Source organism: Streptomyces flaveus, from assembly GCF_014647675.1.
Lineage (GTDB): Bacteria > Actinomycetota > Actinomycetes > Streptomycetales > Streptomycetaceae > Streptomyces > Streptomyces flaveus.
Map to the genome: position 1 here is coordinate 52,389 of NZ_BMPQ01000012.1, position 13,954 is coordinate 66,342.

Genomic DNA, 13,954 nt, shown 5'->3' on the forward strand with positions numbered 1-13,954 from the left:
GCGAACACGAAGAGGTGTAGCAAGTCGGCTCCATGACTCGCGGGCGATGGGGCCAGGTCCGGGCCGAAGGCCGACGGCGGGGCCGGGGCGGGCGCAGCGGGCAGGGCAGCGCCCGGGCAGGGGGCCGTACGAGACGGTCGCGGGCCGCGGCGTCGACCTGGGCAGTGCGACAGGTCCCCGGTGGCAACGCCGGGCGGCGCGAGCCGAGACGTGGGCCCCACGCGACGGGACGCACGGCGCACGTCCAGGTGCGGCTCGGGTACGTCCAGGACGGGAGCCGTAGTCCCTGGTCAGGCGCCCACGAGCAGCCCCGAACCGCAAGCCTTCACAACTTTCCGCCGCCTCGGCCGACATCAGAGACGTACGACCTGGCCTGTGGCTGCTGGAAGCCCCGGCCTATCCGAGATCCCCAGGAGTGCGTACGCAGGTAGCGGAGCCCTCCGCCGCTTCCGCCCGGTGCGGCCTCACGCCGGTGGACCTTCTGGGGCACCAGGCGGACTGAAGCGCTCACCTCAACGGACCCCATGAGGGTGCGGGTGGCGAAGCCTTCGCCTCGCGCGGCGAAGCCGCGTAAAAACGACGAGGACGACCCGGTCCGCGTCTTCCGCGGACATGAGTCGCCCTCGCATTCGTGGGCGATACTGGGATCGAACCAGTGACCTCTTCGGTGTGAACGAAGCGCTCTCCCGCTGAGCTAATCGCCCGGACGTAGGAAAACATTACCCCATGTCAGGGGGTGCTTCCGACCGCCCGCCGAGCACGCGAAGCCCCGCTACTCTTTGATCTTCCACGGCATCACGAAGCCGAACCGATAGAGGTAGATCCCGGCCAGCACCCCGACGATCACCAGACCGATCGTCGTCAGGATGATGTTGCGTCTGCGCACCTTGGGATCGAGCGCCCGCTGCGTCGCTTCGGTGACCTTGCGCTTCGTCCAGCGGAGCACCAGCTGCGCCCAGACGAACTCGGTGGCCCAGATCGCCATGCCGCCGAAGATCACCAGCCAGCCCGGCCCGGGCAGCGGCAGCATGATCACGCCGGCCACCACGACCGCGAGGCCCACCACGAACACGCCCACCTGCCAGCTCAGGTGCAGCACGCGTCGCGCCTTGATGAATTCCGGCGCACGCGACCCGAGCGGCGACTCGCCCTTCGTCTCATCGGCCGCCACGACGGCCTCCCCCGTTTCGTCACTCCCCGTATTCATATGGCCGAACCCTACCGGACACAAACCAGTCGCTGAAATGGTCGTAGTCGACGAACGCGCACTCGGCCGGATGAGCTACCTAAAGACACGCAAAACACTCAGAGGGGTTTACAACGGCACCGTAGGTGGCATGTCGATTTCGCCGACGTGCGAATCCCCGAGCGCACACTGAGCGAAAGGCCCTGGCGCTTATGAACACCACGGTCAGCTGCGAGCTGCACCTGCGCCTCGTTGTGTCGAGCGAGTCCTCACTGCCCGTTCCCGCAGGACTGCGGTATGACACGGCCGATCCCTACGCCGTGCACGCCACCTTCCACACCGGAGCCGAGGAAACCGTCGAGTGGGTGTTCGCCCGCGATCTCCTCGCCGAAGGACTGCATCGGCCCACCGGCACGGGCGACGTCCGTGTCTGGCCGTCCCGCAGTCACGGTCAGGGCGTCGTGTGCATCGCCCTGAGCTCCCCGGAGGGGGAAGCTCTGCTCGAGGCCCCGGCGCGGGCCCTGGAGTCGTTCCTGAAGCGAACGGACGCCGCCGTCCCCCCGGGCACGGAGCACCGCCATTTCGATCTCGACACGGAGCTCTCGCACATCCTGGCCGAAAGCTAGGACGAGGCCCCGCACAAGCCGCCCGGCGCCGTCCACTCGGGGAGACGGCACGAGCTCGGACAGCCCATACGGTATACACCGGCGCCGCCGTCGCGGATTCCGCGGAGGCGGCGTCGACGTGCGCACTTCCAGGCATGGACGAACGCACGCATACCGCCGAGCACGGACAAACGCGTTCGCACCCCGAGTGCGACCCAACGCCTGCGCGCCCCGGGCACGGCCAAACGTACGCTCGACACCAGGACACGTACCGGCTCTGCCCATCCGGCCGCTCGGCGTGGATGGCGCCGAATCCCCTGTGTCACGGAGCCGCTAGCATCGGCCAGCATCGGCGGGCGCCCGCCCGACCCCAGGCCAGGGAGCGAAACGTGCTGATCACCCACGACACCCGGTGCGCCCTCGACATCGTGGTCGATCTGGTGAACACCGCACCGGAGGACGACACGGCGGACGGGCTCGCGAGTGTCTCGGATCTGGACGAGTTCGTACGCAAGCACGACATCAGCGATGTCGGGTCACTGTCCGAGCTCGATCTCTCGGCGGTACGCAAGATCCGCAGCCGGTTCTGCGGGATCTTCGCGGCACCCGATGCCCGGGCCGCCGCCGTGCTGATCAACGAGTTGGTCGCCGCGGCCGGCACCACGCCGCGGCTCACCGACCACGACGGCTACGACTGGCATGTGCACTACTTCGCACCCGGTGCGTCCGTCGCGGATCATCTCGCCGCCGACTGCGGGATGGCGCTGGCGTTCTTCGTGGTGGCCGGTGAACAGGACAGGCTGCGACGCTGCGAGGCGCCCGACTGCCGGCATGCCTTCGTGGACCTCTCCCGCAACCGCTCCCGCCGCTACTGCGACAGCCGGACCTGCGGAAACCGTCTGCATGTGGCCGCCTACCGGGCGCGACGCAAGGAGGCGGCGGGCTGACGGAGTCCTCGGCGGGTGGCGCCAGGGACTCCGCATACGGCTCAGAGCAGCAGCAGATCGTGCAGCGAAGCCATGAGCAGCAGACAGCCGATCACCGCAAGGAAGATCATCAGCGGTGGCTGGGAAAGTGCGAAGAGACAACCTCGCCGCTCCCCTTCGGGCGCGGCGCTGTCGCTCTGTGTTGTGTCCAGCATCTCGCGGGCGATGATGACGCAGCCGAGAGCCTCGACGCGATCAACACGCCCGAAATATGGGGGAGTTAGCTGAAATCCGTGATGTGACGGTCCAGTATCTGGGACAGATCGCTCAGACGCGGATTCCGGCGTGCATCCCGGACTCCATCCCTCCGCACACCGCCCGGCTCACTGTGTCGTTTCAGAGCGGCATATGCCCTGCTCCCGGCGTCATACGCGCGTCATATGCCGTGCTTCTTCAGGATGGCTTCGATGTCGCTGAAGTCGTCCCCCGGCTCGGCCGCGCGGGGCTTGGCCTTGGTCTTGGACTCGGGACGGGTCGCCGGACTCTTCGCCGGGCCCAGCGAGGGCGCCGAGGCCGTGGGGGCCACCGCCTCGCGCTGCGCGGCCCGGGCCGCCCTGCGTTCCTTGCGGGTCCCGCCGCCGCGCCGCTCGACGGCCCGCGTGGTGGTGAACAGCAGCCACGAGGCGCCGAGCACGCCGAAGCCCGCCCAGGCCACCGGGCTGAAGGCGGTGTCGGCCGCCCATTCCACGGCCCCGGTCATCACCAGGCCGAGGGGCACCAACGAGTACGCGACCAGGCGAGCCGCCGCGAGGAAACGCTTGCGATACGCGGTGACCGCGGCGATACCCAGGCCTGCCGCGGAGACGGCGGAACAGACGGTCTCGGCAATCATCCGGTCCTCCAGGGCAGGACTCGCTCGGGCAAGGTCGCTTCGTCCCTTCCATCCTGCACCGCACCGTGCCCGCTATGCCATGGTCCGGGCAGACCTCAGGGACATCTCCGGGTCGGGTCCTCCTCAGGGCCCGGTCCCTCCGTACCCCCGTAGGTACCCGTTCCGTACCCTCGAAGGTCCCCGTTCGGGCCTCCTCTGCCACGGTTTGGGCCTCCTCGGCCACGGCTGGGAGACTGGTGCGCATGAGCGACTCCTCCCCCGCGCACCCCGCCGTCCCCGTCCTGGACGTCTGGTGCGAACTCCAGTGCCCCGACTGCCGTAGCGCCCTCGACGACCTACGCGCGCTGCGCGCCCGCTACGGCGACCGGCTGGAGCTGCGGTTGCGGCACTTCCCGCTGGAGAAGCACAAGCACGCGTTCGCGGCCGCGCAGGCTGCCGAGGAGGCCGCGGAACAGGGCCAGGCCTGGCCGTACGTCGAGGCGGTGCTGGGCCGCATCGAGGAGCTGAACCGTAAGGGAGAACCCTTCCTGGTCGAGGTGGCCCGTGAACTCGGTCTGGACGCCGAAGAGTTCGACACCGCCCTGATCGACGGCCGGCACATCCTGATCGTCGACGCCGACCAGGCCGAGGGCAAGGCCATCGGCGTGACCGGCACGCCGACGTACGTCATCGACGGCGAGCGCCTCGACGGCAACAAGAGCCAGGAAGGTCTGCGCGAGCGCATCGAGGAGATCGTCGACCGGCTGCTGGCGGAGGACACGTCGGCCTCGTAAGACCTGTCCGGCACCCCTCAGGCACCGCGTGACCGCGCAGGTCTCAGAGCAGGTCCTTGTAGAGGTGGTGTGCGGTCGTCCGGTAACCCAGCGACTCATAGAGCCGTTCGGCCGGGGTGTTCCCGGCGAAGACGTTCAGGCGGATGCCGGTGCGTCCTGCGGCGATCGTCTGCGCCTCCGCCAGGAGCATCAGCGAACGGCCGTGTCCCCGGCCCCGGTACCGCTCGTCGGCCTCGACGTCGTAGACGAACCCCCAGCCGTCGCGCGACCCCAGCCACAACATGCCGACCGGGGTCCCCTCGTGTTCCAGGACGCTGAACTCCATGCCCTCGCTGTCGAGCCCGTCCGGCAGTGAAGTGGCGTGGTCCCGCTCGGACTTGGCGCGGGCCTCGGATTCGGGCACGCCTCGGGCAATCCAGTCCTGGACGTAGTCCTCCTTGGCCCGCTCCATCCAGGCCTCGAACTCGGCCTCCGTCATGGGGCGCCCCCGACTGCCGGCGGGCAGTTCTGGCGCGGTGCCGTCGAGCCGCTTCTCCATGTTGCGGTTGCGCAGCACGTAACCGAGGGCCGTGGCCAGCCGCAGGGCGGCCTCCGCCTCGGCGGGCACCGACGCCTCGATCCGCGTACAGCCCCAGCCGCGCGCCACCTCCTCCGCGGCGAGCGCGGCCACGGTGCCCCGTCCGCGTCCACGGTCCGGCTCCTCGATCCCCAGCTCACGGATCTGGGCGACGGACGGCCCGAAGATGTGGTGGGTCACAAGGTGTATCGCGCCCACGGGACGGCTGTTCACGCACACTCTGTAGTGGCGTGACAGCGCCCCGTTGGCGTCGCGCTGAAGCGGCTCGGTCGGCCGCAGAGTGGTGGTCATCAGGGGTGTTGTACCCGTCCTGTGGGCCCACGTCATCCAGTTAACGGGCGCCGGTCCCCGTCACGGATCGAGGTCGTCGCCCGCCCGCTCGTCGAAGATCCGCATCGCCTTGGCGGTCACCGGGCCCGGCGCGCCCGGGAGTTCCCGGTCGTCGACCCGGTGGACGGCCTGGATGTCGCGCAGTGTGGAGGTCAGGAAGATCTCGTCGGCGCGTTCCAGGGCGTCCAGCGGCAGGTCCGTCTCGTGGGTGCCCGTCCACTCGACGGCGAGCGCCCGCGTGATACCCGCGAGGCAGCCGGAGGCGACGGGCGGGGTGTGGATCTCGCCGTCCAGGACGACGAAGACGTTCGAGCCCGTACCCTCGCACAGCTGCCCGACCGTGTTGGCGAACAGCGCCTCGGACGCACCCTGTTGGTGCGCGCGGGCGAGGGCGACGACGTTCTCGGCGTACGACGTGGTCTTGAGGCCCGTGAGTGCGCCGCGCTCGTTGCGCGTCCACGGCACGGTGATCACGGCGGTGGAGTCGGCGCGCCGGCTGGTCTCGCCCAGGGCGACGACGAGGGTCGGCCCGTGCTCGCCGCGGTCGGAACCGAGCGGGGAGATGCCCCCGGTGTACGTGATCCGCAGGCGGCCCAGCGGCATCGGGTTGGCGTCCAGGACGGCGGCACAGGCCCGGCGCACCTCGTCGAGGTCGGGCTCGGGCAGCCCGAGGCCGTGCGCCGAGCGGGCGAGCCGGTCGAGATGGCGGGTGAGCGCGAACAGCCGGCCGTCGACCGCCTTGACGGTCTCGAAGACGCCGTCGCCCACGGTCAGTCCGTGGTCGAGGACCGAGACACGGGCCGACTCGATGTCCCGCAGCCCACCGTCGAGCCAGAGCTTCACGTGAAGATCCCTCCGCTTGCGTCGTACGCCCCTGTGTACGCCCCTGACGCTACCGCCAGCAGTCGGGCGGCTTTCAGTTCCGTCTCGCGCCACTCGAGCTCGGGGTCGGACCCCCAGGTGATACCCGCGCCGGAGCCGAAGCGCAGCACTGCCGCGTCGTCGGCGGATCGGTCCAGCCAAAACGTACGGATACCGACGGCCAGTTCCCCGGTCCCCCGGTCGGCGTCCACCCAGCCGATGCCGCCGCAGTACGGGCCGCGGGGCGCCGTCTCCAGTGCCTCGATGATCCGCAGGGCGCTGGACTTGGGGGCACCGGTGACGGAGCCGGGCGGAAACGTCGCCTCCAGCAGCTCCGGCCAGCCCACGCCCTCGCGCAACTCGCCGCGCACCGTCGAGACGAGGTGGACGAGGCCCGGATGCTTCTCCACGACGCACAGGTCGGGCACGGTCACCGAGCCGGTGGCACAGACCCGCCCGATGTCGTTGCGGACCAGGTCCACGATCATGACGTTCTCGGCGTAGTCCTTCTCCAGGAGATCGGCCTCGGTGCGTCCGGTGCCCTTGATCGGGCCCGACTCGACGATCCGCCCCTCTCGGCGCAGAAAGAGTTCGGGGGACGCGGTGGCTGTTTCGACGCCGTGGTCGCGAAGGCGGATCGTTCCGGCATACGGCGCCGGGTTGCCGCGGGCGAGCAGCGCGGTGAGCGCGTCCACGTCGGCGTCCGGGACGATGGGCGCGGACAGCACCCGGCAGAGGTTCGCCTGATAGACCTCGCCGGCCGCTATGTGCTCGCGGATGCGGAGTACGCCCGCCGTGTACGCGGCGCGGTCGAGCGACGACGTCCAGTTGTCCATGACGGGCCCCCGCCACTCCCCCGGCACCGGCGCGGGCACCGGCTCATGGCGTACGTCCCGGAAGCGGGCGCACACCAGGCGCCCCTCGAAGTCTGCCGAGACGGCCCAGAAGCCACTTGAGTCCAGCGCCGCGGGGTCGCTCGTGACGTCGATGAGTCCGGTCGCGACGAGAGGGCCGAAGCGGGCGAGAGCTGGGAGGTCGTGCACAGGTGCGAGTCTATGGCGGGCGCCGAGCGGGTGCCCCGGCCGTGTCGTCCGGCGGGCACACCGCAGCACGCTGCACAAACGCGTTTTTGTACTGGCCCCGGAATCCGCTAGAGTTCAACACGTCACCAAACCGCGCGAGCGGAGCGGAACAGACAAGCGGACGTAGCTCAGTTGGTAGAGCGCAACCTTGCCAAGGTTGAGGTCGCCAGTTCGAACCTGGTCGTCCGCTCGCAGGAAGTGGGGATCTTCCCGAACCCCACGCCCCTGGTGGAGTGGCCGAGAGGCGAGGCAACGGCCTGCAAAGCCGTCTACACGGGTTCAAATCCCGTCTCCACCTCCAAGGACGATTAGCTCAGCGGGAGAGCGCTTCCCTGACACGGAAGAGGTCACTGGTTCAATCCCAGTATCGTCCACTGGTCCGGTTCACCGGGTCCCGCGCGATTAGCTCAGCGGGAGAGCGCTTCCCTGACACGGAAGAGGTCACTGGTTCAATCCCAGTATCGCGCACGCAGTACGCATCACCAGCAAGCCCCACCTGCGCGATTAGCTCAGCGGGAGAGCGCTTCCCTGACACGGAAGAGGTCACTGGTTCAATCCCAGTATCGCGCACCAGCCGAAGCCCCCGACCGTCTCGTACGGCCGGGGGCTTCGTCGTGCGTGCTCCTCGGACGTGGTCAGGAGGAGAAGAGCATGTGACCGAAGCTCTTCTGCCGCTTGTGGCCGTAGTGGCCGCCATGGCCACCGTGCGGGGCGCCCCATGCGGGAGCGGGCGCGGCGGGGTAGGCCTGCGGGGCCGCCGGAGCGGCCGGGGGCGGCGGCGCGGGCTGCTGCCACTGGGACTCCAGGCGGGTCAGCGACTCCAGCTCGCCGTAGTCGAGAAAGATCCCGCGGCAGCCGCTGCACTGCTCGATCTGGACGCCATTGCGGTTGTACGTGTGCATCGGCGCACGGCACTTCGGACACTGCATGGTCGGCTCAACTCCTCGCCGGTCGGTACTGCTTCGCCAGGACAGACACTGCCCGGCTTCGGTCGGTTGCACCCTACGTCGGGAAACCTGGCGCCAGCTCCGGCGGGTGTGCGGACATTCGGTCACAGGCGTCGATCACCGCCACCTCCACCTCGTCGAGCGCACGGCTGGCCGCCGTCGCCTTCGCGATCGCTTGGGCTCCCGTCTGGACGGTGAGGGCGCGGGCCGGGACGTCCAGGGCGGGCCAGGGGTCGGTGTCCGTGGGGACCGCGGGGCCCTCAGCCTTCTGGTACGCCGTCAAGAAGCGGGTCCACTCGTCGGGTGGGAGCAGGCCGCAGGCGAACCAGGCGGCGGGGCGGGCAAGATCCCACGCGGGGTCGCCCCGGCCGAGGTCGTCGATGTCGATCAGCAGCCAGGTACCGCCCGGGTCGTGGACGAGTTGGCCCAGGTGGAGGTCGCCGTGGCACAGCGTGCGGGTATTCGGCATCGAGGCCTCGTCCCGCGCCCAGGCGGGGAGGACGGACCAGGCTCGCAGGACCGGAGCGGCTGCCGGGTGAGGGCCGGCCGCATGGAGGCGGGCGATGGCGCGAGCCGCCTTCGCCGGGCCACGCATCGGCGGCAGGCCGGACGGGAGTACGGTTTCGGGCGTCCGGTGGAGGCGGGCGAGGAGGGTGGCGGCTTCCTCCCAGGGGGCGGCTTCGGGGGTTTCGGGGTCCACGGGGGTGCCGTACGGCCAGAACGTGACCAGTCGGCCGTGCAGTTCGGCGGTACCAGGGCTGAGCGGCGCCAGAAGGACGCCGTCGAGGGCCCGGTGCGCAGCGACGGCCATGCGCGCCGCGAGCTCGCCGGGATCGGTGCCGGGGGCGTGCGCCTTCGCCACGGTGTCCGCATGCCGGACGACGGTGCCGTCGGGCCGATCGGCCAGTACGGAGGACGCCTCGGTGCCGCAGGCGCAGACACTCGCACCCGGGTGCACCGCGGCGCGTACCTTCGCGGCGAGAGTGGGCAGCACGTCTGCGGTCACTCGGATCCCCCCTGAGGTCGTACGTAGCCGGCTCAACCCCGCAAGCCCGGGGCAACCCCGTGAGCGTACGCAGGCACCAAACAACCTCGAACCGCAACCATCAATTGAGCAACCACAACGGCGAGCAATTGGGTCCGCGAGAGCGGTGCCGGTTTAGGCACAAAATAATGCCCGCGCAGCTCCCCAGCTGCGCGGGCATTTGTGCCGTCCGCCGCACCCCCGTCCCCACGGGGTTTCATGGCCGGATGTCCCCGCCCGGACCGCTCTTCCGGGCCTGGGGCGCCGCTCAGCGCCCCAGCATCACGCCCACGGACGACGCTTGTGTGACCACTGCTTCCCAGCCGCCGAAAACGACCACGAGCAGGGTCGCCAGGGGAAGGACCATGGCCGTCGCCACCAAGGGGTGGCGCTGGCCGGACCGGCGGGTACCGAACGTGGCGCTGTGTGCCCTGCGTCCCCGCGTGCGGATCATCGTCCGCGGTGCCGTGTCCGCCATGGTCCCTCTCCTGACCTTCTGTTGATGAAGCTCTGGCTGTTGTTGGATCTCCTGCTGTCTGGCAGCGGCGGGTGTCTGACCTCGGGGGACGAGTGCTGCACCCGCCGCTTGACTTCAAATCTAGGTGGGCGAGGCCCATGGGGCGTCATGCCGTCGTACCGATTGCCGGGCCTCCCGGAGGATGACCGATGACCTGCGGAGTACTCCCCTGGGTGGAGACGAGGTCCTAGGTCTCGGGGTCTTCCCGGAGGGGACGTCCTGTTTACCCTGTCTGTTCCGAGCTGTCCTCCCTGGGCACAGGCTGTTCGACCAGGGCCAGCACCCTGTTCGCCATGAACCGGGCCGTGCGGACCACCCCTCCGCTGCGAGTGACTTCGCTCACTTCCACGACTCCTCTGCGGACCGCCGTCTCCACCCGGCGCCCCGCGCGGCTCGCCACCACCTCGTAGGTGCGCGTCGTGTCCCCGGCGTCCACGACTATCTCCACTCGATCACCCTTCACGGGCCCAATCCCCCTTCTGCGACCGATGGTTGGGGATCCCGGCAGCCCAAAGCCGCTGTATTCGCCCGTCCCCTGACCACCTTTCAAGTTTCGCACCCGGCACTGACAATCGGCCGGGCCGCGAGGGCGCGGCCTCTGCGCGCACCCGGCCACGGAAACGTAAGCTGTGCCACGTCAAACGGACCGGGCAGCGGGGATGGACATGGCGATGATGCGCCTGAGGCGCGAGGACCCGCGTGCCGTCGGCTCGTTCAAGATCCACCGACGGCTCGGCGCGGGTGGGATGGGCGTTGTCTATCTGGGCTCCGACCGGCGTGGCCAGCGAGTCGCGCTGAAGGTGATCCGGCCGGATCTGGCGGAGGACCAGGAGTTCCGGTCGCGGTTCGCGCGCGAGGTGTCGGCGGCGCGGCGGATCCGGGGCGGGTGTACCGCCCGGCTCGTCGCCGCGGATCTGGAAGCGGACCGTCCGTGGTTCGCAACGCAGTACGTTCCCGGGCCCTCGCTGCACGACAAGGTCGCCGAGGAGGGGCCGCTCTCCGCGGCCGAGGTCGCGGCCGTCGGCGCCGCCCTCTCCGAGGGGCTCGTCGCCGTGCACGAGGCCGGTGTCGTGCACCGGGACCTCAAGCCGTCGAACATCCTGCTGTCCCCGAAGGGGCCACGCATCATCGACTTCGGTATCGCCTGGGCGACGGGTGCGAGCACGCTCACGCACGTCGGTACGGCGGTGGGGTCGCCCGGCTTCCTCGCGCCCGAGCAGGTGCGGGGTGCCACCGTCACACCGGCCACGGATGTGTTCGCGCTCGGCGCCACGCTGGCGTACGCGGCGACCACCGACTCGCCCTTCGGGCACGGCAGTTCCGAAGTGATGCTCTACAGAGTGGTGCACGAGGAGCCGCAGCTGAAGGGCGTGCCGGACGCGCTGGCCCCTCTCGTACGGGCCTGTCTGGCGAAGGATCCGGAGGAGCGGCCGAGCACGCTTCAACTGTCGTTGCGTCTCAAGGAGATCGCGTCCCGCGAGGCGCAGGGGCTGAGTGCCGCCCGGCCGCCCGCGCCGCGGGTGAGCGAGGCCGACCGGCCGACGGGGAGGCTCGCCGAGAACCACCCGGACCAGCGCACCCAGCGGCGTACGCAGGGCACTCCCCCGCCGCCGCGAAGCGGTACGCCGCCACGGAACAGCACGCCGTCGCGGAACGGGGCGCGGCCGGTGCCGTCGCGGGGCAACTCGACGCGCTCCGGCGGCCGGCCCGCGGCGTCGCGCAGTGGTGCCGGGCGTCCGGGGCCGCGGAACACCGGGTCCGGGCGGCGGCCCGCCAATCCGCGGTTGCTGCGGCAGCGGCTCTTCGTGTTCGTCGTGGTGACGCTGTTGGTGGCGCTCGGGATCGCGGCGGCGCAAGGGTGCCAGGGACCGGAGCGCGGGCTCGGCGGTGAGCAGCGGCAACTGAAGCCCGTACAGGCGGAATTCAAACCGCTGGGCGGGCAGCTGATGTCCGAGCGGTACGAGTCGACGATCGAGACGCAGCCTCAGGGCTGAGGGCGCCCCGTCGCGACCGCGTAGAAGGCCACCGCTGCCGCTGCTCCCACGTTCAGCGAGTCCACCCCGTGGGCCATCGGGATGCGGACCCATTCGTCCGCGGCCACCAGGGCCTGGGTGGACAGGCCGTCGCCCTCCGCGCCCAGCATCAGGGCGACCCGTTCCATCCGGTGCGGAGCCACCTCGTCGAGGCTCTTGGCCTTCTCGTCCGGAGTGAGCGCGAGGAGGGCGAAACCCGCCTCGCGGACCGTCTCCAGGCCCTTGGGCCAGGTGTCGAGACGCGCGTACGGGACGGAGAAGACCGCGCCCATGGAGACCTTCACGCTGCGGCGGTAGAGCGGGTCCGCGCAGTCCGGTGAGAGGAGGACCGCGTCCATGCCGAGGGCGGCGGCGGAGCGGAAGATAGCGCCGATGTTGGTGTGGTCGTTGACCGACTCCATGACGACCACCCTGCGGGCCGTCTGGAGCAGGTCGTCAGGGGTCGGCAGCGGTTTGCGCTGCATGGAGGCGAGGGCGCCGCGGTGCACGTGGTAGCCGGTGACCTGCTCGGCGAGCTCGGGGCTCACCGCGTACACCGGGGCGGGGAGTTCGTCGATGACGTCGCGCATGACGTCGACCCACTTGGCGGAGAGCAGCATCGAGCGCATCTCGTAACCGGCGTCCTTGGCCCGTCTGATGACCTTCTCGCCCTCGGCGATGAACAGGCCCTCGGCGGGCTCGCGCTTGCGGCGCAGCTCGACGTCGGTCAGGCCCGTGTAGTCGCGCAGGCGCGGGTCGTCGGGTTCCTCAACGGTGATGAGATCGGCCACAGGGTGATACTGCCTTGTCCTGGGTGCGGTGCCAACGGCTCGGACAGTGTTGGGTTACCCCGGGTTACGCGGAGGTGTCCGGGCCTACGTTCACCACGTCGCCGATGACGATGACCGCCGGGGGCTTCACATCCTGGGCGCTTACGGTCTCGGCCACCGTTTCGAGGGTCGCGTCGACCCGGCGCTGGGCGGCCGTCGTGCCCTCCTGGACGAGGGCCACGGGGGTGTCGGCCGGCTTGCCGTTGTCGATCAGCGTGCGTGCGATGGCGCCGATCTTGTCGACGCCCATCAGGACGACCAGGGTGCCGCGGAGCCTGGCCAGGGCCGGCCAGTCGACCAGGGAGCGCTCGTCGTCGGGGGCGACATGACCGCTGACGACCGTGAACTCGTGGGCCACCCCCCGGTGCGTGACCGGGATGCCCGCGGCGCCCGGGACTGAGATCGAGCTGGAGATGCCGGGGACGACCGTGCAGGCGATGCCCGCCTCGGCCAGGGCCTGGGCCTCCTCCATGCCGCGGCCGAAGACGAAGGGGTCGCCGCCCTTGAGACGGACCACGGACTTGCCCTGTTTCGCGTGCTCGATGAGCGCGTTGTTGATGGCCTCCTGAGCCATGAAACGGCCGTACGGGATCTTCGCCGCGTCGATCACCTCGACGTGCGGCGGGAGTTCGGCGAGCAGGTCGCGGGGGCCCAGGCGGTCCGCGATCACCACGTCCGCCTCGGCGAGGAGGCGGCGGCCGCGGACCGTGATCAGGTCCGGGTCGCCGGGGCCTCCGCCGACCAGGGCGACTCCGGTGGTGCGGGTGCGGTGATGCGGGGCTACGAGGGTGCCGTCGCGGAGGCCCTCGACCACCGCGTCGCGGATGGCGGCGGTGTGGCGGGGGTCGCGGCCTCGGGCGTTCGTGGTGAGGACGGCTACGGTGACGCCTTCGCTGTGGCCGGTCGCGGGGGTCCAGGCTGTGGCCGCGTCCGCGTCGTCGGAACGTACGCACCAGACGCGGTGGGCTTCTGCCTCGGCCGAGGCCCTTGTGTTCGCTGCCGTGTCGCCGGTGGCGATCAGGGCGTACCAGGCCTGGGCCAGGTCGCCCTCCTCGTAGGGGCGCCTCTCCCAGGTGAGTTCGCCTGCGTCTGCCATTGCCTCTACGGAGGGGGTGGCTGTCGGGGATACGAGGTGGATGTCCGCGCCTGCTGCGATCAGGGCCGGGAGGCGGCGCTGGGCCACCTGGCCGCCGCCGAGGACTACTACTCGGCGGCCGGTGAGGCGGAGGCCTACGGGGTAGGCGGGGTGTTCGGCCATGGAGGTGCGGCTCCTCATGCGGCGGGTGCGGGGGCGGGGCCCTGCGGCTCTGGAGCGCCCCTGACATGCGGATTTTAAGGTGTGGGGTGGTGGGTGGGTGGGTTTTCTTTCCCCAAGCCCGCCCCTTCCCGAAA

16 protein-coding genes and 6 tRNA genes are annotated in these 13,954 nt (G+C 70.3%); 9 read left to right on the forward strand and 13 right to left on the reverse strand.

What is annotated here, in order from left to right:
* Positions 1-632 precede the first annotated feature (632 nt).
* Together IEZ21_RS23675 and IEZ21_RS23680 are read right to left on the reverse strand one after the other, a co-directional pair.
* Positions 633-704 (reverse strand) — tRNA-Val (locus IEZ21_RS23675).
* 68 nt (positions 705-772) lie between these two features.
* Positions 773-1,207, reverse strand: a complete 435-nt coding sequence (locus IEZ21_RS23680; RefSeq protein WP_189323929.1) for a TIGR02611 family protein — start codon at positions 1,205-1,207, stop codon at positions 773-775.
* 191 nt (positions 1,208-1,398) lie between these two features.
* Between IEZ21_RS23680 and IEZ21_RS23685 the strand changes: the two genes are divergently transcribed.
* Together IEZ21_RS23685 and IEZ21_RS23690 are read left to right on the forward strand one after the other, a co-directional pair.
* Positions 1,399-1,812 carry an SsgA family sporulation/cell division regulator gene (locus IEZ21_RS23685; protein WP_003959770.1) on the forward strand — a complete coding sequence of 138 codons (414 nt, stop codon included), beginning with the start codon at positions 1,399-1,401 and terminating at the stop codon, positions 1,810-1,812.
* 368 nt (positions 1,813-2,180) lie between these two features.
* Positions 2,181-2,738, forward strand: a complete 558-nt coding sequence (locus tag IEZ21_RS23690; protein WP_189323930.1) for a CGNR zinc finger domain-containing protein — start codon at positions 2,181-2,183, stop codon at positions 2,736-2,738.
* A gap of 41 nt (positions 2,739-2,779) precedes the next feature.
* Here the strand turns inward: IEZ21_RS23690 and IEZ21_RS23695 are convergent, their stop codons facing one another.
* On the reverse strand, positions 2,780-2,932 hold the full coding sequence (locus tag IEZ21_RS23695; RefSeq protein ID WP_169786227.1) for a hypothetical protein: 153 nt from the start codon (positions 2,930-2,932) through the stop codon (positions 2,780-2,782).
* A gap of 221 nt (positions 2,933-3,153) precedes the next feature.
* Complete coding sequence (locus tag IEZ21_RS23700; RefSeq protein WP_189323931.1) at positions 3,154-3,609, reverse strand: hypothetical protein; 456 nt, start codon at positions 3,607-3,609, stop codon at positions 3,154-3,156.
* A 242-nt stretch (positions 3,610-3,851) separates the two neighbouring features.
* On the opposite strand from IEZ21_RS23700, the gene IEZ21_RS23705 reads away from it, so the two are divergent.
* Positions 3,852-4,382 (forward strand): DsbA family protein, encoded by a 531-nt coding sequence (locus IEZ21_RS23705; protein WP_189323932.1) that lies wholly within the window; start codon positions 3,852-3,854, stop codon positions 4,380-4,382.
* A gap of 43 nt (positions 4,383-4,425) precedes the next feature.
* On the opposite strand, the gene IEZ21_RS23710 is transcribed toward IEZ21_RS23705, so the two are convergent.
* The 3 genes from IEZ21_RS23710 to IEZ21_RS23720 are packed head-to-tail and all read right to left on the reverse strand — an operon-like array spanning position 4,426 to position 7,193.
* Entirely contained in the window at positions 4,426-5,250 is an 825-nt protein-coding gene (locus tag IEZ21_RS23710; protein WP_189323933.1) for a GNAT family N-acetyltransferase, read from the reverse strand.
* 60 nt (positions 5,251-5,310) lie between these two features.
* A complete protein-coding gene (locus IEZ21_RS23715; RefSeq protein WP_189323934.1) occupies positions 5,311-6,132 on the reverse strand; it encodes an aminotransferase class IV in 822 nt (273 codons plus the stop codon).
* Entirely contained in the window at positions 6,129-7,193 is a 1,065-nt protein-coding gene (locus IEZ21_RS23720; RefSeq protein ID WP_189323935.1) for a chorismate-binding protein, read from the reverse strand. The genes IEZ21_RS23715 and IEZ21_RS23720 overlap by 4 nt, the downstream gene beginning before the upstream one ends.
* A gap of 156 nt (positions 7,194-7,349) precedes the next feature.
* Here IEZ21_RS23720 and IEZ21_RS23725 point away from each other — a divergent pair.
* The 5 genes from IEZ21_RS23725 (at position 7,350) to IEZ21_RS23745 (ending at position 7,805) form a co-directional block, all read left to right on the forward strand.
* Positions 7,350-7,422 (forward strand) — tRNA-Gly (locus tag IEZ21_RS23725).
* 37 nt (positions 7,423-7,459) lie between these two features.
* Positions 7,460-7,533: transfer RNA gene (locus tag IEZ21_RS23730), tRNA-Cys, on the forward strand.
* 1 nt (position 7,534) lies between these two features.
* Positions 7,535-7,606, forward strand: a tRNA-Val gene (locus IEZ21_RS23735).
* 22 nt (positions 7,607-7,628) lie between these two features.
* A tRNA-Val gene (locus IEZ21_RS23740) sits at positions 7,629-7,700 on the forward strand.
* A gap of 30 nt (positions 7,701-7,730) precedes the next feature.
* Positions 7,731-7,805 (forward strand) — tRNA-Val (locus IEZ21_RS23745).
* A 62-nt stretch (positions 7,806-7,867) separates the two neighbouring features.
* Here IEZ21_RS23745 and IEZ21_RS23750 read toward each other — a convergent pair.
* The 4 genes from IEZ21_RS23750 to IEZ21_RS23765 all read right to left on the reverse strand — a co-directional run bounded on the left by IEZ21_RS23750 (position 7,868) and on the right by IEZ21_RS23765 (position 10,183).
* Positions 7,868-8,161, reverse strand: a complete 294-nt coding sequence (locus tag IEZ21_RS23750; RefSeq protein WP_033324873.1) for a TFIIB-type zinc ribbon-containing protein — start codon at positions 8,159-8,161, stop codon at positions 7,868-7,870.
* 73 nt (positions 8,162-8,234) lie between these two features.
* Positions 8,235-9,191 (reverse strand): aminoglycoside phosphotransferase family protein, encoded by a 957-nt coding sequence (locus tag IEZ21_RS23755; protein ID WP_189324056.1) that lies wholly within the window; start codon positions 9,189-9,191, stop codon positions 8,235-8,237.
* Between the two features lie 280 nt (positions 9,192-9,471).
* Positions 9,472-9,681, reverse strand: a complete 210-nt coding sequence (locus tag IEZ21_RS23760) for a hypothetical protein (protein WP_033324870.1) — start codon at positions 9,679-9,681, stop codon at positions 9,472-9,474.
* 262 nt (positions 9,682-9,943) lie between these two features.
* Positions 9,944-10,183, reverse strand: coding sequence for a DUF8836 family protein (locus tag IEZ21_RS23765; RefSeq protein ID WP_189323936.1), 240 nt, complete (start codon positions 10,181-10,183; stop codon positions 9,944-9,946).
* 196 nt (positions 10,184-10,379) lie between these two features.
* Here IEZ21_RS23765 and IEZ21_RS23770 point away from each other — a divergent pair, with 196 nt between their 5' ends.
* A complete protein-coding gene (locus IEZ21_RS23770) occupies positions 10,380-11,714 on the forward strand; it encodes a serine/threonine-protein kinase (protein WP_189324057.1) in 1,335 nt (444 codons plus the stop codon).
* On the opposite strand, the gene IEZ21_RS23775 is transcribed toward IEZ21_RS23770, so the two are convergent.
* Positions 11,705-12,523 carry a TrmH family RNA methyltransferase gene (locus IEZ21_RS23775; RefSeq protein ID WP_033324867.1) on the reverse strand — a complete coding sequence of 273 codons (819 nt, stop codon included), beginning with the start codon at positions 12,521-12,523 and terminating at the stop codon, positions 11,705-11,707. The two genes, IEZ21_RS23770 and IEZ21_RS23775, sit on opposite strands and share 10 nt — an antisense overlap.
* A 64-nt stretch (positions 12,524-12,587) precedes the next feature.
* On the reverse strand, positions 12,588-13,820 hold the full coding sequence (cobA, locus tag IEZ21_RS23780) for a uroporphyrinogen-III C-methyltransferase (protein ID WP_189323937.1): 1,233 nt from the start codon (positions 13,818-13,820) through the stop codon (positions 12,588-12,590).
* Positions 13,821-13,954: the final 134 nt, after the last annotated feature.

What these genes read in the sequence shown, in the direction of transcription:
- IEZ21_RS23685 (WP_003959770.1), top strand. Translation starts at nt 1,399, where the DNA reads ATGAACACCACGGTCAGCTGCGAGCTGCACCTGCGCCTCGTTGTGTCG.
- IEZ21_RS23700 (WP_189323931.1), bottom strand. Translation starts at nt 3,609, where the DNA reads ATGATTGCCGAGACCGTCTGTTCCGCCGTCTCCGCGGCAGGCCTGGGT.
- IEZ21_RS23760 (WP_033324870.1), bottom strand. Translation starts at nt 9,681, where the DNA reads ATGGCGGACACGGCACCGCGGACGATGATCCGCACGCGGGGACGCAGG.
- IEZ21_RS23705 (WP_189323932.1), top strand. Translation starts at nt 3,852, where the DNA reads ATGAGCGACTCCTCCCCCGCGCACCCCGCCGTCCCCGTCCTGGACGTC.
- IEZ21_RS23695 (WP_169786227.1), bottom strand. Translation starts at nt 2,932, where the DNA reads ATGCTGGACACAACACAGAGCGACAGCGCCGCGCCCGAAGGGGAGCGG.
- IEZ21_RS23770 (WP_189324057.1), top strand. Translation starts at nt 10,380, where the DNA reads ATGGACATGGCGATGATGCGCCTGAGGCGCGAGGACCCGCGTGCCGTC.
- cobA (WP_189323937.1), bottom strand. Translation starts at nt 13,820, where the DNA reads ATGGCCGAACACCCCGCCTACCCCGTAGGCCTCCGCCTCACCGGCCGC.
- IEZ21_RS23750 (WP_033324873.1), bottom strand. Translation starts at nt 8,161, where the DNA reads ATGCAGTGTCCGAAGTGCCGTGCGCCGATGCACACGTACAACCGCAAT.
- IEZ21_RS23710 (WP_189323933.1), bottom strand. Translation starts at nt 5,250, where the DNA reads ATGACCACCACTCTGCGGCCGACCGAGCCGCTTCAGCGCGACGCCAAC.
- IEZ21_RS23680 (WP_189323929.1), bottom strand. Translation starts at nt 1,207, where the DNA reads ATGAATACGGGGAGTGACGAAACGGGGGAGGCCGTCGTGGCGGCCGAT.